The organism is Providencia sp. PROV076, assembly GCF_028483405.1.
Classification (GTDB): Bacteria; Pseudomonadota; Gammaproteobacteria; order Enterobacterales; family Enterobacteriaceae; genus Providencia; species Providencia huaxiensis.
The window spans coordinates 138231-159980 of record NZ_JAMPRR010000011.1 but is presented as its reverse complement, the minus strand read 5'-3'; the positions used below and the strand labels follow the sequence as shown (position 1 = coordinate 159980).

7 protein-coding genes are annotated in these 21750 nt (G+C 41.8%); 4 read left to right on the top strand and 3 right to left on the bottom strand.

Going from position 1 to position 21750, the window contains the following annotated elements; translation table 11 throughout:
• Window positions 1-30: 30 nt before the first annotated feature.
• A complete protein-coding gene (gene fucP / locus PSF67_RS08305) occupies window positions 31-1338 on the bottom strand; it encodes an L-fucose:H+ symporter permease (protein ID WP_102139119.1) in 1308 nt (435 codons plus the stop codon).
• A 108-nt stretch (window positions 1339-1446) separates the two neighbouring features.
• Window positions 1447-2376: a ribokinase gene (gene rbsK / locus PSF67_RS08300; RefSeq protein WP_102139120.1), complete on the bottom strand. Its 930-nt coding sequence runs from the start codon at window positions 2374-2376 to the stop codon at window positions 1447-1449.
• A 168-nt stretch (window positions 2377-2544) separates the two neighbouring features.
• Here rbsK and deoC point away from each other — a divergent pair, with 168 nt between their 5' ends.
• Complete coding sequence (deoC, locus tag PSF67_RS08295; RefSeq protein ID WP_166267291.1) at window positions 2545-3213, top strand: deoxyribose-phosphate aldolase; 669 nt, start codon at window positions 2545-2547, stop codon at window positions 3211-3213.
• Between the two features lie 55 nt (window positions 3214-3268).
• Window positions 3269-4048, top strand: coding sequence for a DNA-binding transcriptional repressor DeoR (deoR, locus tag PSF67_RS08290; RefSeq protein ID WP_166267289.1), 780 nt, complete (start codon window positions 3269-3271; stop codon window positions 4046-4048).
• Between the two features lie 42 nt (window positions 4049-4090).
• Here deoR and rnz read toward each other — a convergent pair whose 3' ends face one another.
• Window positions 4091-5005 carry a ribonuclease Z gene (gene rnz, locus PSF67_RS08285; protein ID WP_210848805.1) on the bottom strand — a complete coding sequence of 305 codons (915 nt, stop codon included), beginning with the start codon at window positions 5003-5005 and terminating at the stop codon, window positions 4091-4093.
• 233 nt (window positions 5006-5238) lie between these two features.
• Between rnz and PSF67_RS08280 the strand changes: the two genes are divergently transcribed.
• Both PSF67_RS08280 and PSF67_RS08275 read left to right on the top strand, forming a co-directional pair.
• Window positions 5239-7419 carry an inverse autotransporter beta domain-containing protein gene (locus PSF67_RS08280; RefSeq protein ID WP_272676746.1) on the top strand — a complete coding sequence of 727 codons (2181 nt, stop codon included), beginning with the start codon at window positions 5239-5241 and terminating at the stop codon, window positions 7417-7419.
• 380 nt (window positions 7420-7799) lie between these two features.
• A complete protein-coding gene (locus tag PSF67_RS08275; RefSeq protein WP_272676745.1) occupies window positions 7800-21728 on the top strand; it encodes an invasin domain 3-containing protein in 13929 nt (4642 codons plus the stop codon).
• Window positions 21729-21750: the final 22 nt, after the last annotated feature.

Here is a 21750-nt window from a genome sequence, read left to right as displayed (position 1 = left end):
ATGGGTAGCTCACACTACCCAATTTGAGCACTATTTTGCAGCTTGTTTGGCTTTAAAGCGGCGTTCACCAACGAAGTAAAAACCGACATACACGAAGCACAGCATAGAAACGAGGAATGAAAGCTGTAATGAGTGCAGCATATCTGCGACATAGCCTTGAACTGCAGGAACAACCGCAGCACCGACAATCGCCATTACAATGACCGCTCCGGCCATTTCGGTATGCTCATTATCAACAGTATCCAAAGTACCTGCGTAGATTGTTGCCCAGCAAGGTCCAAATAGAATACTCACCATGACCGCTGCATACACTGCAGTGAAACTCGGAATAAATGCAACATAAATCAGGAACAGCGCACCAATCACCGAGTAGATAATTAGGACTTTCTCTGCATTAAAGCGAGTCATTAAAATATTGGCGATAAACTTACCAATAAAGAAACAAGCAAAGCTATACACCATAAAGTTTGAGGCATCACGTTCGTTAATATCCCCCATTTCTAGCGCTAGGCGAATAGTAAATGACCACACTGCCACTTGCATTCCGACATATAAGAACTGGGCAATAATTCCTTTTCTAAAGCGGCTATTTTTCGCTAAATATCTTAAGGTTTCTAATGCAGTAGGACGCTTATGATCTTGCGTTTCTGCCACTTTACATTTAGGAAACTTGGTAATAAGGAATAAAATCATTACCACAACCAATACCATAATCATGTAACGGTAAGGTTCGAGGGTATTCTCCAACATGGCTAACCGGAATTCATGGATTTGTTCCGCATTCATTCCCGCCATTTGGTTTTGTAAACTCTCTCCTTCGGAAAATACCAGATATTTACCCAGTAAGATCCCACCAGCTGCGCCAATTGGGTAGAAAGTTTGGCTAATATTTAAACGCAATGTAGCGTATTGTTTAGGTCCTATCATTGAGCTGTATGTATTCGCTGCGGTTTCAAGGAAGCTTAAACCAATCGCAATGGCGAAAATCGCGGCCAAGAACATGGTGTAAGTCGCCATATGAGACGCAGGGAAGAACATGCTGCAGCCCGCGATGTATAGGATCAGCCCTACCATAATGGCATATTTATAACTGGTTTTTTTGATCACTAACGACGCTGGAATAGCGATTAAGAAATAACCACCATAGAATGCGCTTTGTACTAAAGCAGAGGCGAAGTTACTGAGTTCAAAGACACTTTTAAACTGTGTGATTAAAATATCATTTAATGCTGCTGCGCATCCCCACAATGGGAACAGGCACGATAGTAGGATAAATTGGAATAGAGGTGTCTTACTCAGGTAGCCATCCGGTAACTGAGTGATGTTCTTAATGTTCATAGTAACCCTTATATTTTTATAATTTATACCCGATGAGTGGCTATGTGGCTCTGATGACCACTTAATTATTCAAAGGGTATATAGCTACGTTGGACTATTATTATTTAGCTATTCATTAGCTGTGTTGATTTGTACAAATTCATTAAATTGCTCAACACTTGGATAAGAAGATTGAGTTCCTTTCCCTGTCACACTGAAAGCCGAAAACATCACTGCTTTTTTCAGTGCTTCTTCAATATTCCCCGTATGGACATAGTAATGAGAGAAACAGCCGATAAAGGCATCCCCTGCACCACTGGTGTCAATCGCATTCACTTTAATTGCGGGTATATGTAACTCGCTGTCGCGGGTCATCCATAACGCCCCTTTTTCCCCTAATGTCACGATGACGTTTTTTAACCCTTTATCCAGTAAAGACTGCGCAGCGCGACGAATGTTATCCATCGTGTCGACTGGCATATTGGTTAAAATTTCGAGTTCAGTTTCATTAGGGACAAAGAAATCACATCGGCAGGCAAAATCCAGATCGAGCGTACGTTGTGCAGGCGCTGGGTTAAGCAACACAGGGATCCCATGTTTATTACCGAATGAAATCGCGTGATAAACTGTTTCAAGTTGGACTTCTAATTGCAGAACGATCAATTTACATTTTTTCAGATCTTCCGCTGCGCGATCGATATCTTCTGGGGATAAAAACTTATTCGCCCCTTTGACGATCAAAATACTATTCGATGAATTTTGATTAACAAAAATTGGCGCAACACCACTGGAGGTACAAGGTACTTTTTCCACATAACGGGTGTTAATGCCATAAGACTCTAGATTGCGGATCGTATTATCTGCAAAAATATCATCACCGACTTTGGTTAGCATGATCACTTTTGAATTTAACTTAGCAGCAGCAACCGCTTGGTTCGCACCTTTACCACCGCAACCAATTTTGAAAGCTGGCGCTTCTAACGTTTCGCCTTCTTTTGGCATTTGATCGATGTAAGTGATCAAATCAACCATGTTTGAACCAATAACTGCTATATCCATAATGTCCCTCGTGTTAAATAAATCACATAATGATATGATAGTAACATTATCATGTTGCAAAAATATCATTTGTGATTAGGATCTCGAATAACGAATGATCAAGTGTTATATCTACCACATTTCCTCATTCTTTGTTGTCTATCCCACATTTATATAGGAAAGTTGAAAATGCAAGACTTAGCAAAATATATTGATCACACTTTACTTGCTGCGAATGCGACTGTCAGCGATATTACTAAACTGTGTACAGAAGCTGCAGAGCACCATTTTGCATCTGTCTGTGTGAACACAGGTTATGTTCCTTTAGCCAGCGAACTTTTAAAAAACAGCGACGTTAAGGTTTGCTGTGTGGTAGGCTTTCCACTCGGTGCAGGCTTAACTGAAGCCAAAGCATTTGAAGCCGCAGAAGCTGTGCGCCGTGGTGCTGATGAAGTCGATATGGTTATCAACATTGGCATGCTCAAAAGTGGCGACTTAGACTTTGTTCGTCGTGATATCGAAGCCGTATTTGCCGCCTGCGGTAAAGCAACATTAAAAGTTATTTTAGAAAATTGCCTGTTAACTGATGAAGAAATTACCCAAGTTTGTGAAATTTGCCGCACAATTAAAGTCGGTTTTGTGAAAACTTCAACAGGTTTCAGTACAATGGGTGCAACAGAACACCATGTCGCTCTGATGCGTAAAGTCGTTGGCGATGAAGTCGGTGTCAAAGCCTCCGGAGGTGTGCGTGACCGTGAAACTGCAATTAAAATGATTGAAGCCGGCGCAAACCGTGTAGGTGCAAGTGCGAGTGTTGCAATTGTCACAGGAACGGCAACCAAGCCAAGTGACTACTAAGTGATGGGGCGCGGTTTAACCGCGCCAATTTTGTATATCATAAAAGGATTGTAGGGTGATAGAAACTAAACAAAAAGAACGCCTTCGCCGTTTAAGTGAATGTTTAAAACGCTCAGGGCGCATTCATTTAAAAGAAGCCGCTAGAATACTCGAAGTCTCAGAAATGACTATTCGACGAGACCTCAGCGCTGATACCGAAGGCCCTATCCCTATGTCGCTCCTCGGCGGCTATATTGTTTCTGTTACCCAACCTGCCAATTTAGTGTCAAATGAGCCACAAGCGGATGTTTTTACCCCAGATCAAACTGAAGAATTATATATTCCTAACCTTGCAGCGAGCATGGTGACTGAAGATGACGTGATCTTCTTTGATAATGGCATTGAAATGGCAACCTTAATTTCACTCATCCCCGAAGAGATTAATTTCACTGGTATTTGTTACTCACATAACGTTTTTCTCGCCCTTAGCCAGAAAAAAAATGCCACCGCGCTACTGTGTGGTGGGGAATATCGTCCTAAAAGTGACTCTTTTTACAACCCATCTCTCCCTTCATTACTGGATTCAATCAACCCCAAAAAAGCCTTTATTTCAGCGGCCGGTGTACATGGGAATTTTGGTGTAACTTGCTATAATCTCGATGATTTACCCATGAAGAAAAAAGCTATGGAGAAATCCATCCGTAAGATTTTATTAGCGCCCTATAACCTGTTTGATGAAGTCGCTACCGCCAATATGGGGGAATTATCACAATTTGATGTGATTGTCACAAACCGGCAACTTTCTGATGAATATGAAACATATTGCCGTAATGGCTTTGTGAAAGTGATTTATTAAAACCATCAATAGATTTAGCGGGCAACCTATTGCCCGCCAACATTAGATCTTCACCGTCAAATAATCTTCTGCGATTTCCGTTTGAGGGAATACTGACTGGCACTGTGCCAATAACCTTGGAATATCCTCACTCGTATAGCGGCCACTCAAATGAGTGGCAATAAAACGTTTTACTCCCGCTTCACGTGCTAGCTCCGCCGCTTGTACTGTCGTCGAGTGCCCACGCTCATTGGCTTTTTCGGCGAATTCAGCCTCTAGTGTCGTTTCATGGATCATTACATCGGCATTTTTCGCGAGCGCCAGCGCTTGCTCTGTCGGTTGAGTGTCTCCAAAAATCGCAACGACTTTACCGGGTACGGGCTCACCGAGGTAATCAGCGCCATTAACGACTCGCCCGTCATCAAGAATTATCGTTTCTCCCGCTTTAAGCGCTTGCATCCAAGGGCCTCGAGGAATATTGTCATTGGCTAATTTGACTGCATCTAATGCACCACTCTTCGGGTACTCCTCAATACGATAGCCATAGCACTCAACACGGTGGTCAAGGGCATAAGCCGTCACAATTAACTCCCCATCATCAAATAACTGCCCAGCTTCAATTTCAACGATTTCCAACGGGTATGTCATATAAGACACACTCACCGCTAATACCGTTTCAATATATTGCTTTAACCCTTTTGGACCATAAACCGTCAGCGGGTCTGTCGCTCCCCCCATTGAACGGCTACATAACAAGCCGGGTAGACCAAAAATATGGTCGCCATGTAAATGGGTAATAAATATTTTCTCAATTTTTGGCGTTTTAAATGGGCTATTTAAAATGCGATGCTGTGTCCCTTCTCCACAATCAAATAACCAATAGCTTTTACGAATACCGACCAAATTTAATATCATACTGGTGACATTGCGCTCTTTTGTCGGCACCCCAGCACTGGTTCCTAAAAATGTTAACTCCATAACTTCCTCATCTAATTTGTTGTTTTTATTATGGTAAGATTTTTTCCAATAAAAAATCATTTATTTTAATCTGTATAATATTCTGTATTTTTTGATTATCAACCAAAGCCAGTTATTCCAAATATTTCCAATATACAAATCGTGTTTCCGTATTCATCCAATCAATTCACAAGCACTGAGCACTGTCTAGCCTGAAAATAGCCATGTTAATATTGATATCAGGAATATGCTCGATGAATCCCCCTTCGTCAAAATTGAAACCTAAATTACCGAACTGCTTGCTATTCTCAACGGCAATTTGGTCTACGGCTATTGTGCCAATGGTGCCAAGCTATGCCCAAATCGCCCATTTAGACGATTTACCTACACTCGGTAGTAATGCTATTCAATTTGAAGGACCCCAATCTGAAGCCCAACTTGAAGATAGTACTGAACGTTTTTTAGCGGAATATGGGCAAAATGCCGCAAACTTTGCTTCTGAAGAAAAAAACACCCAAAATCTTGCCGATATGGCACAAGATTACGCTCGCCATAAAGCGGCTAACATCGCTACAGATGAAATAACACATTGGTTATCCAAAGCCGGTAATGCCAGGCTCAATATTAATCTCGATAAAAAATTGTCAATTAAGGCTTCTCAATTAGATTGGCTAGTACCTTGGTATGATCAACACGATTTGTTGTTATTTTCTCAGCACAGTATTCACCGTACTGATGGCCGGTTACAGACCAATAACGGTATTGGCTTACGTCATTTCCAACAAAATAGCATGATGGGGGCAAATGCCTTTTTTGATCATGATTTATCCCATTACCATTCGCGCTTAGGGCTTGGAGTCGAGTATGCTCAAGATTACGTTCGAATGAGTGCGAATAGCTATTTAGGGCTATCGGCTTGGCGTAGTGCGTCCGAATTAGCCTATGATTATAACGCACGACCTGCTAACGGTTGGGATATTCAAGTTGAAGGTTGGCTCCCTACGTATGCCAATTTAGGTGCGAACCTAAAACTAGAACAATATTATGGTGATGACGTGGCTTTATTTGGTAAAGATGAGCGTCAGAAAAACCCAATAGCGGCTACTGTAGGCATCAATTGGTCCCCATTCCCTCTCCTTGCGCTAAATACAGAACATAAAATAGGTAATAGAGGAACAAATGAAACAAGTGCAAAAATTGCCTTCAATTGGTTGTTAGGAAGAAGCTTAGCACAACATCTTGATGCTTCCGCGATAGAAGCTACTCGTCATATTTCCAGTAACCGCTATGATTTTGTTAACCGTAATAACAATATTGTGTTGGAGTACCGAAAGAAAACGTTAATTTCACTCTCATTACCGAAAGTTATTCAGGGTATGACAGGAGAAGAACTCTCTATTATCCGCAATTTAACCACGAAATACCCGCTAGAAAAAATAGTGATAGAAGCCCCTGAATTGATAGCCGCTGGGGGAGAAATTCACCTTAATGGCATAGAAAGCTCAGTAAAACTGCCATCTTATAAAATTGCCAGCAATGCTTTTAAAAACCAACAACTCAACCTTTATCGTTTAACCGTAACGGCTTATGACACCAATGGAAATGTTTCTCCACAAGCAGAAACGTTAATTGAAGTTACCAATACCGGTGCTCTCACCATCACCCATAAAAATACCGTAAAAAGAAATAATGCCGTCGCTAACGGTAAAGACGCAAATACATTCGCCGTAGTAATTAAAGATGCTCTTGGTCACCCAGTCCCCAATGCAAAAGTCAGCTTCACACTGCCTGCAAGCCTTAAATCTATTGATCAAAAAAATATGGGGTATTATTCATTACTTAATCATTTTATGTGGAAAGCCCAAGCGACAAAATCAGTTTCTGAACAACCCTATAGCATCGTTGCCAATAGTAAAGGTGAAGCCTCTATTCAATTCACCTCTTTTATATCAGGAAGTTATGCCATAAAAGCAAATACGGAGCATGGCATAGAAATAAATGAAATGTTTAACTTTAAACCCGATATTAGCCAGTCATTCATTGGTAGCATTGATATCATCCAAGACAATGCAGTCGCTGATGGGATCAGTAAAAACAAAATTAAACTGCATATTGTGAATAATAGCCGACAAAGCATCGCTGGGGCACAGGTTCATTTTGAAGCACCAAATGGCGTTATCTCACCAACTAAATTGACTGATGAATATGGAAATACAGAATTAGAAATCAGCAGTTTAGCCGAAGGCTCCATGGATATCATTGCTACCTTAAATGGCGATAGCCGAACAATACAAGTTAATTTTCTAAGGAATGCATCTGCGATAAATATTCAGCCAAGCACAGGAACTCTTTTCAAATCGCCAGTAAGTGAACAAAACAGCCATCCACGCACACCGTTAGGTTTGCTAAAGCAGCTATTTCAAAAAATGGGATAATGCTGTTCGCTGTAAAATAGACTTAATTTAGTTGTTTTTTCAGTATCAAAATTGCCCCTGATGGGGCTTTTTAAATTCAACTAACCTAGCTAATGACTTTATTGAATCGCGACTAAATTTACTCTCCTTACCAATCCAATATCGCATGTTTTATAAGCTAGTGGCTTGTTTTCATTCAAGTAAGGTTTATTCCCAATCGATAAAAATACTTTAATATAGGCGAAGAGACTATTTTTTAGCATTATTAATAAAAGCTGCCCATTCCGTGTTATTCCACCTTGTAAATTCCGCTTCTGTTTAAGTCAAACTAATTCACAAGCTCTTACCTATATAAGCATTCAACAATAACCCAGTTAATATTGAAACTAGGAATAAATTGAATGAACCCCGCTACGTCAACCACAAAGCCAACCATGAGACATAAAATCTCAAATGGTTTTGTGCTCTTTACTGCAATATGGTCTTCGGCCATCATGCCGGTTATACCAAGCTATGCAAAAATGCTCACACCTGATGACCTACCTACTCTGGGAAGTGACCCCGCTCTAACCGATGATGATAAAACAGAGAAGCTGGTTGCTGAATATAGCCAAAGTGCTGCGCGTTTTATCTCTGGTAAGAAAAAAGCGGCAGATCTTGCTGATATGGCACAAGACTTCGCTCGCAGTAAAGCCACAAATGCGGCAACAGATGAGATAAATCGTTGGTTATCCAAAACCGGTAATGCCAAATTCAGTGTTGACGTAGATAAAAAATTAACCATTAAAAATACCCAATTAGATTGGTTAATTCCTTGGTATGACAGTACAGATTTATTATTGTTTACCCAACATAACATTCACCGTACTGATGGCCGATTACAAACCAATAATGGTATTGGGGTTCGTCGCTTTACCCCAGAGAGTATGATGGGCGTCAATGCCTTTTTTGATCATGACTTATCTCGCTACCACTCTCGCCTAGGTTTCGGGGTAGAGTACGCTCAAGATTTCTTAAAACTGAGTGCCAATACCTATTTACGTACATCAGCATGGCGTAGCGCTCCTGAATTAAAGAATGACTACAATGCCCGCCCGGCTAATGGATGGGATTTACACGCTGAGGGCTGGTTGCCTTCTTACCCAAATATTGGCGGAAGCCTTAAATTTGAGCAGTATTTTGGCGACGATGTCGCCCTATTTGGCAAAGATAAGCGCCAGAAAGACCCTCTTGCCACAACGGTTGGTATAAACTGGACTCCATTCTCACTGGTAACTTTAAGCGCAGAACAAAAAATCAGTGGTGGATTAAGTGAAACTAATGCCAAAGTCCAGTTCACTTGGGCACTGGGTAAGAGCCTCGCAGAACAGCTTGACCCAAGTAAAGTGGGTGATGCTCGTCGTTTAATGGGCAGTCGCTATGATTTTGTGAATCGTAATAACAATATCGTACTAGAATACCAAAAGAACACCCTGATAACCCTATCATTACCCTCAATAATCCAAGGGAAGACAGGGGAATTATTACCTTTAATTAATACCCTCAATACCAAATATCCGTTAGATCAATTAGCCGTACAAGCACCTGAATTTTTAGCCGCTGGGGGCGAAATAATCCTCGACGGAGCGTCTACAAGAGTCAAATTGCCGTCTTATAAAGTGGCAATGACCGAACAAGAAAGGAAGAAAATCAACCTTTACCGATTCACGGTAACAGCCTCTGACAGCAAAGGAAATATTTCACCACAGGCCACAACTTTGGTTGAAGTTACAAACTCCGGCGTATTATCAATTAACCCAAATGAGGTTATCAAGCAAGGAAATGCGGTTGCTAACGGCCAAGATATTAATAAATTAACGATTACGGCCAGAGATAGTTTAAATAATATCGCGCCAGACTCAACAGTGACATTTATTCTCCCTGCAGGACTTAAATTCGTCACACAAAAAGCCACCTCTTCAAGAATGGCGTTTAGCAATTTATTCAAAAAAATGCAGGCGGCAAAATCAACTGATAAACAAAAATATAAAATTGCCACCAATATCAAAGGGGAAGCTTCGATTCAATTCACCACTTTGACTACGGGTGAACACCGAATTCAGGTAGTGCCAAATGGCGGCGTTCCCATTGAAACCACCTTTTTCTTTATTGCCGATACGCATCAAGCGCATATTAAGCATTTTAATATCCTCAATGATAATGCGATAGCCGATGGGACATCCAATAACAAAATTCAATTCCATGTTACTGATGATAATGCACACCCCATTAAAGACGCTGTACTGCAACTTGAGGCAAGAAATGCCACAGCCAAGCAGCTAAGCCCAACCGATGAACAGGGTAACACTGAAGTCGAGGTAAAAAGCCAAGTCGCAGGGCCTGCCAAAATAACGGCAACACTGAATGAACAAAGCGTCACGGTAGAAACCCATTTTGTATTTGGCCAATTAGCCCATGTCACGATTGTCGACCTTGCGCAAGCCGCTGCTGGCACAGACAGCACGATTACCATTTCACTGACTGATACAAACAACAACCCTATTTCTGGCGCTGATGGTTCTGTCATCGTGAACATCGATGGCAAACCAACACCAATTACTATCACGGAAAACCGTCCTGGTAGTGGTATCTACACCGGAAAATTACCGGGACAACATACTGGTACGCCAAGTATCACCGTCACCATTGATGGGCATACCTCCTCTCCAGAAACGTTAATTGTTGAGCAGCCAAAACCAATCTCCCCAAACAACTCAAGCGGCACAGGCCAAAAAGGGGAAAAAGGCGTTATTGAAAATATCGTCGTCACTCCAAACCGAACCCACGGTTTACAATCGGGAGATACTCTTGACGTCACTGTAACCATTACTGATGCATTTAATAATGGACTTACGGGTTTAAACACCAATGACATCGATATTGGTCAACATAAAGGCGATACGCTGATATGGACGGATAATGGCGACGGGTCTTACACCACCACTTTGCCATTAACGGAGATCGGAACCAATGATTTAACCGCTTCTATTAATGGCACCACTAGCTTGAAAACGGATATTCAGGTCGCTAATGCCACTGGGACTATTCATGTTGATAAAGTCAAAATCATTAAAGTAGAAAAACCAGCAGCAGGTGTAGATAGCACTATAACCCTCGAGTTAACCGATAAACATAGCAACCCCGTTGTTGGTGAAACAGAAGTGACTGTCAATATTGATGGCCAAGCACATACTTTGCCAGTGACAGAAACATCTCCAGGTATTTATGACGTCATTATTCAGGGTCAACTCGCAGGCAACCACATTGTTTCTGTTATCGTTAATGGGGAAGGATCACCAAAAGAGCCACTTATTGTTGATAAATCACGGCCTGTTAAACCTAAAGACCCAAGCGGTGCAGGGCAAAAAGGCGAACTAGGTGTTATCGATAATATCGTTATCACGACAGGCGATACTAGCCATCTGCAATCTGGCGATAAACTTGAGGTCGTCGTTTCCATTACTGATGCATTTAACAACGGCTTGTCAGGCTTAGACACCAATAATATCAATGTTGGTAAACACAAAGGCGATACATTGGTATGGGTTGACAACGGTGATGGCTCTTACACCACCACCTTGCCACTAACCGACATCGGCAATAATGACCTTACCGTTTCCATCAATGGTACTAAGAGCCCGCAAAAACAAGTCCAAGTTAGCAATGCCAAAGGAAAAGACAAAGTCAGTAAAGTTGAAATTATTCAAACAGAAAAACCCGCCGCAGGTTCAACCAGCACACTAACCGTTCAATTAACCGATAACAACGGTAACTCAGTAGTCGGTGAAACTGAAATGACCGTGAATATTGATGGTAAACCACATACTCTCCCCGCGAAAGAAGGGAAACCCGGTATCTATGAGGTCACGCTGCCAGCACTGCAAGCAGGTAATCATCAAATTACTGCCGTGATAAATGGCCAAAGCTCCCCTAAAGATACTTTAGAAGTGCAAAAACCGACCCCAATTAGCCCGAATAATTCGAATGGTACAGGCCAACAAGGTGAGAAAGGCGTTATCGACAAAGTCGCAATCACACTTGATCACACTCACCGTTTTGAATCCGGTAATCCTCTTGAAATCACGGTTGCGGTAACTGATGCCTTTGGTAACGGCTTAGCTGGCTTAAATACTGATAACATCGATATCGGTAAACACAAAGGAAATACCTTAAGCTGGGTAGATAATGGTGATGGCTCTTATACCACTACCTTGACCTTAACCGACGTTGGTAGCAATAATTTAACTGCCTCCGTCAATGGTGCCCATAGCCCACATACAGAAGTTCAGGTCAATCATGCCATAGGCGCTTCCCATGTCGATAAGGTAAAAATCACCAAAACAGAAAAACCGGCGGCTGGTACAAATAGTATTGTAACTATCGAGTTAACCGATAAATATGGCAACTCGGTTGTCGGTGAAAAAGAAATTACCATTCATATTGATGGACAAGCCTATAAACGTCCTGCAAAAGAAGGTAAACCCGGGATTTATGAGGTTAGCCTACCCGCACTGCAAGCGGGCAATCACAACATTAGCGCGAGTGTGAATGCCCAACACTCAACTGACACAACCTTAGTGGTCGCAAAACCAACTCCAATTAAACCAAATAGCAATGGTAAACCGGGAGAAAAAGGCGTGGTCAATAGTATTGCTATGACGACAGGCAATACCAGTAACTTACAGTCTGGCGATCAACTTGAAATCACCGTGACCATCACCGACGCTTTTAATAACGGTTTAATTGAGCTAAATACAATTACCCTTGACGGATTTAACGGCAAGCCAGTCTGGACGGATAATGGCGATGGCTCTTATACGGCGACTCTCACACTGACTGAAGTTGGCGATAAAAACTTAATTGCTTCTATCAGCAATCATAAAACCGCTGTAACACCGCTCCAAGTTAGTCACGCGTCGGGTCAAAATAACGTCAGTAAAGTTGAAATCACCAAAATAGAAAAAGCAGATGCAGGTTCAAATGGCACTCTAACTGTTCAATTAACCGATAAAAATGGCAATCCAGTGGTCGGTGAACAGGAAATGGTTATTGAGATTGATGGCACCCCACACACCTTGCCAGCAAAGGAAGGGAAACCGGGCATTTATGAGGTCACGCTACCCACACAGCAAGCAGGTGATCATAACATTATAGCCACGGTAAATGGCCAAAGCTCAGTTAAAGATACTTTAGCGGTGAAAAAACCAACCCCAATTAGCGCGAAAAACTCAAGCGGAACAGGTGCTCATGGTGAACGAGGCGTTATCAATAACCTAACCATGACAACAGGTGATATCTCACGTCTGCAATCAGGTGACAAACTGGATATCACTGTCACCATCTTCGATGCATTTAATAATCCGTTAACGGCTCTCGACACCAGTAATATCATTTTGGATGGATACAAGGCAAGCTCGCTGAAATGGTTAGATAAAGGTAATGGCGCTTACACGACTTCGTTGCTGTTAACACAAACTGGCGCCAATAATATCGCGGCATCTATTAATGGTCATAAATCACAACAATTCCCTATTACAGTGAGTAATACGACGGATATCAATCGAGTTGCTAACGTCGAACTTGAAACAATCATCCCGAGTGATGCAGGTGAAAACCAAATTATCACCGTAAAAGTCACTGATAAATATCAGCACCCCGTCACCATGATTAGCAGTATGATAACGGCAAATATCGACGGCCAGTCAATATCGATTGTTTTAACAGAGTCACTCACTCAAGCAGGTATTTATACAGGAACGTTACCTGTACAAAATACGGGTAAATATACCGTTAAAGTGACGGCGAATAATAAAACTGCATCAAAAATTTGGACAGTTAAAACCCCTGCAACCATAGCCGTGAAAGACAAAAATGGAAGTGGTATAGAAAATCAGCGTGGCGTCATTAAAACCGTTACATTGGCTTCATCAGCGGTTAACGACCTAAAATCAGGGCAGTCATTACAATTAACCGTGACACTTAAAGATGTATTTGGTAACCCCCTTGAAGGGCTCAGTGGCGCGAGTATTCAGTTAAATCATCGACAACCTAGCAATCTCTCTGTGACTTGGATAGACCTCCGCAACGGCGACTACACGGCTCTTTTGCCTCTCACCAAAATTGGCCAAGATACTTTAACCGTGAAAGTGAACAAAATAACCACTTCCCCACTGAATATTAACGTGGGAAGTGCTATTGGAACCTCGCAAATCAAGCAAGTTAAAATCAAAGATATCGCTAAACCCGCTGCAGGTGAAACGAGTTCCATCACACTATCAATCACTGATACCAATGACCAACCCATTACAGGGATAGATAGTAACGCAGTCATCTCTATTGATGGCACTGAAGAATTGTTTAAGATCACGGAAACAACCAATAGCAAAGGAACCTATACTGGCACGCTTTCTGGCCAAAAATCAGGCGTTCATAAAATTATTGCCACTGTTGGTGGTGTTAAATCCACAGAATCAACCTTAACCGTTAGCGCTCCTTCCCCCATTGCTATCAATCATGGTGGTAAACCACATTATCGCGGTGTCGTTAACCGTGCAACACTCGCCATTTCCCCAAATAATAACCTAAAATCTGGCGGTGCGTTAAAGCTAACCGCGATATTAGAAGATGCCTTTGGTAACCCATTAACTGGCGTTGATTTAGCGCAATCACTCACCCATAAACAAGCGGGTAAAGCCACTTGGATAGCACAAAAAGATGGAAGCTATACGGCTAACTTAGTTTTAACGCAATTAGGGCAAGATCACTTATTTATCACCGTAAATAACATACAAAGCCCAACCATTGTTATTGATGCCAAACCACAGTTAGGCAATAACGCGATTCATAAAATCGATATTAATGATATTACCAACGCAGCCGCTGGCGCAGAAAGCACCTTCACGGTGGTACTGGCCGATGCTCAAGGTAACTTAATCGACGGTGTCCAAAGTGTTGAGGTCACCATCGGTAAGCAAAAACCAGAAAGCATTAATGTCACTCAACAAGCAGATGGCCGCTACATAGGGAAATTATCTGGGCAACAAAGTGGCTCTTATGACGTGGTTATTAGCGCCAATCAACAAAATTCGGCTAAAAAAACATTCGCCGTGACAAAACCTGATACAGTCACTGCGACCTCAGATGGAAGTGGCAAAAAAGACCAGCATGGCGTCGTTAGCCATGTTGAACTGAAAAGCGCATCAGTAAGTTCGGTATCTGGCCATCATTTACAGTTAACTGTCGAGCTAAAAGATAGCTTTAATAACCCATTAAAAGGCGTCTCCAGCAACCACATTGCACTAACGCACAAGCAAGCAAGTCATGTGGTTTGGACCGACCATAACAACGGCCAATACACCGCGACCTTGCCATTAAAGGTACTGGGAAGCGATGTATTAACCGCCACCGTTAACGGTATCAATAGTTCGGTAGCAAATATTACCGTGGAAAATACTGCTGATATTAAACAGGTGAGTAAGCTAATCGTCGCGACGATTGCACCATCTGCGGCAGGAACAGAACAGCAAATTACCGTACAAGCCGTTGATGCCAATAACCATGGTGTGACTCAAATTGAGAATAACATCAACGTTACCCTCAATGACAAGCCACTTAACTTAACATTTGTTGAATCGAAAACGGATAAAGGCACTTATATCGCCACTTTACCTGCACAAAAAACAGGAAATTATCTGGTTAAAGTGACCGCCAATAAACAGGAAACGCAACAAACTTGGCAGGTTACTGCCGCCAAAACGATTCAAGCAACAAAAACTGATGGCTCAGGTGTTCAAGGCCAAGCCGGTGTGGTGAATACCGTTGCGCTCGCTGCGACAAACGCACCAAACTTTAAATCCGGTGATACCGTAAAACTCACGCTAACCTTAAAAGATGCGTTTGATAATGCGCTTAGCGACATTGATGTTAAAAACATCACATTAGCACATAACCAAACCGGTAAAGTGACTTGGGTTGATCACCATAATGGCACCTACACCGCTGATTTACCGTTAAAGACACTGGGTAAAGAGCGCTTAGTGGCGATGGTTAACCAGATAAAAAGTACGCCAGTTGACATCAACGTTGAAAATGCAATTGGAAGCAACCGCACCCATCAGGTTGATATTGTTAATATCGCCAGTCCGCAAGCCGGTGCCGAAAGCCACTTTGCAGTATCCTTGACCGATATAAACAGCCTCACAGTCATGGGGATCACTGAGGTCACTGTGAATATTGCGAAACAGCAACCACTAAATATTGCCGTTACTCAACAAACGGATGGCATCTACACAGGGAAATTATCGGGACAACAAAGTGGGGTTTATAGTGTCGTTATCACTGCCAATAATAAACCATCCACGGCAAAAACACTCACAGTGACAGAACCTGATACAGTCGCTGCGACCTCAAATGGAAGTGGCAAGAAAGACCAGCGCGGCGTCGTTAGCCATGTTGAACTGAAAACTGCATCAACAAGTTCGGTATCTGGTGATCATTTACAGCTCACTGTCGAGCTAAAAGATGGCTTTAATAACCCATTAAAAGGCGTCTCCAGCAACCACATTGCGCTGAAGCACAAGCAGGCAGGTCATGTCGTTTGGACTGACCATAACAATGGCCAATACACCGCGACCCTGCCATTAAAGGTATTGGGAAATGATGCATTAGTCGCCACCGTTAACGGCATCGATAGTTCACCAGCAAACATCACCGTGACAAATTCCACCGATATCAAGCAAGTTAATCAACTGGTTATTGCCGCTATCGCCCCATCGGCAACCGGCTCAGAGCAAACCATTAGCGTACAAGCGGTTGATGGCAATCATCATGGTGTGACACTCATTGCGGATGACATTAAAATTACGCTCAATGATAAGCCACTTAACTTAACATTTGTTGAATCGAAAACGGATAAAGGCACTTATATCGCTACTTTACCTGCACAAAAAACAGGAAATTATCTGGTTAAAGTGACGGCCAATAAACAGGAAACTCAACAAACTTGGCAAGTTACTACCGCCAAAACGATTCAAACAACAAAAACCGATGGTTCAGGTGTTCAAGGCCAAGCCGGTGTAGTGAATACCGTTGCGCTCGCTGCGACAAACGCACCAAACTTTAAATCCGGTGATACCGTAAAACTCACACTAACCTTAAAAGATGCGTTTGATAATGCGCTTAGCGGTATTGATGTTAAAAACATCACATTAGCACATAACCAAATCGGTAAAGTGACTTGGGTTGATCACCATAATGGCACCTATACCACTGATTTAACCTTAAAAACACTGGGCAAAGACGCATTACGTTCCACCGTTAATGGAATTAGCAGCCAAGCTGTCGATATTGAAGTAATAAAGAGTGACGAGGTCAATACAGTCAAGAATGTTGATATCTTATCTCTCCCTACGCAAATCGCGGGAATGGACAGCACATTAATTGTTGCACTGACAGATGTAAATAATCACTCCGTCACAGGTATCAAAGAGGTCACAGTTAAAGTCGATAATAAGCATTCATCGACGATCCCTGTAGCGCCACTCAATAATGGTAACTATATTCTCACGCTACCGGCGAAACAAAGCGGCTCCTATGACATTATTGTTACAGCTAATAATATCAATTCAGTTGCTAAAACATTGACGGTGGCGGTTCCAAACACCATCGTTGCCACTAACCATCAAGGAAATGGAATTAAGGGCCAACGCGGGGTTGTTGCTAAAGTGCAATTTAATACCGCACCGTCTGGCACCCAACCAGCCGGTACCTTGCTAGCATTAACTGTAATGTTAGAAGATAGCTTTGGTAATTCTCTGACGGGTGTCAACAGTCTCGCTATCACTCACCAACAATCAGGCTCTGTCATATGGAAAGACAATGCGGATGGTACTTATACCGCTGACTTATTATTAAGCAAGCTAGGCACTGACACCTTAAAAGTCACAGCCAATGGTATAAGCCAATCACAGGTTATTGATGTTGAAGCGCCACTGGGTAAATCTGTCGTAAATCATGTGGCATTAAAGGCGGCCAATCTGACGTTTAAGGTAGGTGACACCGTCGAATTACAACTGACATTGGCTGATAGCCATGGCAATGGTGTTGAAAAGGTACAAACCAACGACATTCAATTAGAGCATAATCATACGCTTGTTCCTAAGTTGACCTGGTTAGAGAAAGGCGCAGGTATTTACACAACGACACTCCCTCTGCATAAACAAGGGAAAAACACCTTTGTAAGCCGAGTTAATCACCAAACCAACGCCCCACTGACGATTGATGTCAGCGCACTAACAGACCCAACACAGGTAAAAACGGTTGAGCTCAAGGCCAATACAAACCAACTGACTGTAGGCAGTAAAACAGAGTTGACACTGATATTAGCAGACCAATGGGATAATGGCGTTGAAGGGATCGCCGCTAAAGATATCACCATAAATGATGCGCATACTAAGAAAGATCTTGCAGGCTTAGTTTGGGTTTCAAAAGGTAACGGGGTCTATACCGCACCCATTACCCTATCAATGGCAGGTATTCATTCACTGAGAGCTAAAGTTAATTTACAACATAGTAAAAATATATTAATTGAAGCGAAGCCTTCCACTGACTCAAACCGAGTTCGCAATATAACGCTATCAGCGACATCAAATATGATCACTGCGGGTGATGAAGTCTCTTTGTCCTTGAAAGTGACTGATATGGATAACAATCCGGTTATTCATATCAACAATAATACAATCACACTGACTGATAACAAGAAGCCAGTTAACGTGATCTGGAATGAAGATAACCATGGATTAGGGATCTACACAACTCGCATCATGCTCAGTGACGTTAAGACGCATACCCTGATGGCTGGTATTGATCAATTTACAGATACAGCAACTATCACGGTCAATTCACCAACAGGTAAAGATGCAGTGAATACCATCGCCATTTCACCAATAGCCAACAGTGATGCAGGACAATCATCACCGATATCTATAGATTTAACTGATGCATATGGCAACCCGGTTAAAAATGTCTCCAGTAGCGATATTACTGTGACCATTAATGGGCAAAAACAAGACATCCTCTTTATGGAAAAAAATGTGTTAAATAAATATATCGCCCAACTTCCCGCCGCTAAAGCTAGCCGCTATAAAATAGCAGTGGAAGTCAACGGCCAGTCAGAAAGTACCGAATGGCTCGTCAATCCGCCGATAGAAATCCCAATCACTTCTTATGATAAAGACCGTTTACGAGGCTCGCTAGAGACTATTTCTATCACCAGTAATACCCCCACTAACAGTGCCAACTCAGGCGATAAAGTGACCTTAACTGTCGGACTAAAAGATAAGTTCGATAACAAACTGACTGGTGCGGCAAACTCATTAAAATTATTAACTAACTTACATTCAGCCTCAACATGGAGAGAACTCCGCGGCGGGCTATATACTCAAGAACTCACCATGAATAAGCTACATAAGCAGTCTATTCAAGTCGTAGTAGATAAACTACTCAGCGATAAGCTTGAGCTAACCGTTGCTCCTGCCAAAGGGGTAAATAAGGTGCATAAAACCACTCTTGAAACCGATGAGGGTACTATTGAGGCAGGTAAAGAAGTGCAATTAACATTAGCCTTAACGGATAGCGTTGATAACGGTGTTATTGATATCGATACAGGGGCTATTCAGCTCACCAATAATGGAAAACTAGCCAACGTTACATGGGCTAATCCACAAGATGGCGTGTATACCACCAAGCAGCAGTTAAGCACTGTTGGTAATTATCAGTTTAAAGCCACCGTAAATAACCGCTCAAGCCGTATCCAAACCGTGGAAGCAACCTATCCAAGTGGAAAAGATGTGGTGAAATCCGCAAAAATGACCACAAACGCAAATACGTTTGATGCAGGTAAAAAGGTTGACTTAACGTTAGAACTAAAAGACCAATATGGCAATTTGGTTACTGGCGTCAATGGCGCTGATATTGTGTTAAAAGACAGCCATACCGCAGAAACTATCGATAGCAGCAATATTGCTTGGAAAATGGAATCGGTGGGCGTGTATAAAGCCACTTTACCATTAACCAAAGTGGGTAAACACACATTAACCGCGACGGTGAATAGTATCTCCAAGTCCACGCCAGCTATCACAGTAACAGCCTTAAAAGGGGCTAGCCATGTTAAAGAAATTAAGCTAACCGCAGATAATGGCTCAATAAATGTCGGTGGCAGCACCACCTTAACCCTGACGTTACTGGATAACTATGGTAATGAAGTGGCAGATATTACATCAACAGCCATTAAGTTAAGAAATACCGATAGCACCATTCCTACTACAGCGAAATGGGTAAAATCAACATCACAGGATGGTGTTTATACCACTTTAGTCACCTTAGATAAACCTAAACGACACATACTATCTGTTGATGTCAATAGCCAGACAAAAAATATCGAAATTGATGTGAAGCTATTAGAAGGTGCCAACAATGTTGCAAACGTTGAGTTAAAGGCGCCAACAACGGCCAAATTAGGTGGCAATGTACCCCTGACGCTGAAACTCAAAGATAAGTTAGGTTATGCTGTTGTGGCTGCTAATTCTTCCGATATCACACTAAAACTTGCAGGCGTATCAATACCGGCAAGCTGGGTTGAAGGTAATGATGGTAACTATACATCAAGTACAGTGCTGACAAAAGCTGGCTTACATGAACTAAAAGTCGAGGTTAATAGACATTCGTCAACGACGCCTATCACCGTTGAACATTCAAGAAATGTTAAAAGTGTTGAAAACATCAGCATACCCCCCTCAATAGCCACAAATAGCTCAGGAAAATATACCACTCAACCAGGGCAACAGTTCGAGTTAATATTCACGTTGACTGACCAATATGATCAGGGCGTCACTGAATTAAAAGAAACAGATATCCGTTTAATAGAGACTCAAACATCAAAGAGTGTACCTATTAAAGCATGGCAAGAAGATCCAATGCAAAAAGGTACATATACTGCAAGCATATCTTTGGAAACAGCGGCACTGCATAGCCTGACAGCAAAAATCAATGGGTTATCAGAGAAAATAGAGGTCACTGTAATTCCATTCAATGGCCCTAATAACGTTGCATCCATTGAATTGCAACTTGATAGACCTAAAATCATTGTTGGTGAGAATGTTAATCTTAAGTTAGTAATCAAGGATAAGTATGGTAACGATGTGGATATTGATGTCAACGAGATCAAATTATCTGATACACATAACCGCCCATTAACCAGCCAAGTCAAATGGGATAGCAAAAAAGGTACTTTCACCCATCAATATACCGGAATACTCAAACTTACAGAAAAGGGAGAATACACAATATTCGCAAGTATTGCTGCAACTAAAAGCAGACCAAAAATCATTTCTGTTGCCCCCATAGAGCCTGTTTTTACCAAAGGGAAAAGTAGCCTCGTAGCTGCCACCTATGAAACAAGTACAGCTAAGATCGAAAACACCAAGATCACGCTAACGCTTAAAAGCAATGATGGCAATATGATGATAGGAAAACAACCAAAATTAACATTCACATCAACAAAAAAACCTGGGCAGTCAGTAAGAGTAATGAGTGAAGAAACACCAGGAATATATGTTACTGAGTACCGTAACACTGGCGATTCAGAAATTGTTAACATCAAATTAGAAAATAGTTCAATTGACTATACTGGTCGTGAGCAGTCTGTTCAAATTGTCAATTACGGCAAAATATCAATCACACGAGAAATGGGTAATCTTAATACTCTTATTGCTCATGAGGGTGAAAACTTACCTTCTACCGGGTTTGTTGGTGTCTCTTTTTATGTTAACCCTTCGGTAGGTAAACCTAATGACTATAACTGGACGGTGGATCAAAATTGGTTATCTGTTAATAGTTCCGGTGAAGTAAGTATGAATAAACAACCGGAGGACAATTCCCAAACAAAAGTAACCATCACAGGAAAAGCTAAAATCAATAATATCAAGAATATGGTCTATACCTTTACTTTAAAATCATGGTATATCGAAAAAGGGCTTGGAACACCACAAGACGCGATAAATAACTGCCAACCCTCCTTTGTCCCCCTTACAAAGGAGAATTTACAATCATTAACAAAAGAATGGGATATGTTTCGCATATACACACGACTCGTGAGACTTAATCAAAATTGGGTCCACGATTCTAAATCTCGCTTTTCAATAGCTATTATAGGCACTGAATCAGTCAACCTAGTAGGTGATCATCAAATTGATCCAACAATACAGGCAGGTATTATCTGTGTTCGACAATATTAATCACCATCTCATTTAAATGAAT

Bases quoted from the DNA above. Each gene is read 5' to 3' on its own strand.
- rbsK (WP_102139120.1), bottom strand. From the start codon at position 2,376: ATGGATATAGCAGTTATTGGTTCAAACATGGTTGATTTGATCACTTAC.
- PSF67_RS08275 (WP_272676745.1), top strand. From the start codon at position 7,800: ATGAACCCCGCTACGTCAACCACAAAGCCAACCATGAGACATAAAATC.
- fucP (WP_102139119.1), bottom strand. From the start codon at position 1,338: ATGAACATTAAGAACATCACTCAGTTACCGGATGGCTACCTGAGTAAG.
- rnz (WP_210848805.1), bottom strand. From the start codon at position 5,005: ATGGAGTTAACATTTTTAGGAACCAGTGCTGGGGTGCCGACAAAAGAG.
- PSF67_RS08280 (WP_272676746.1), top strand. From the start codon at position 5,239: ATGAATCCCCCTTCGTCAAAATTGAAACCTAAATTACCGAACTGCTTG.
- deoC (WP_166267291.1), top strand. From the start codon at position 2,545: ATGCAAGACTTAGCAAAATATATTGATCACACTTTACTTGCTGCGAAT.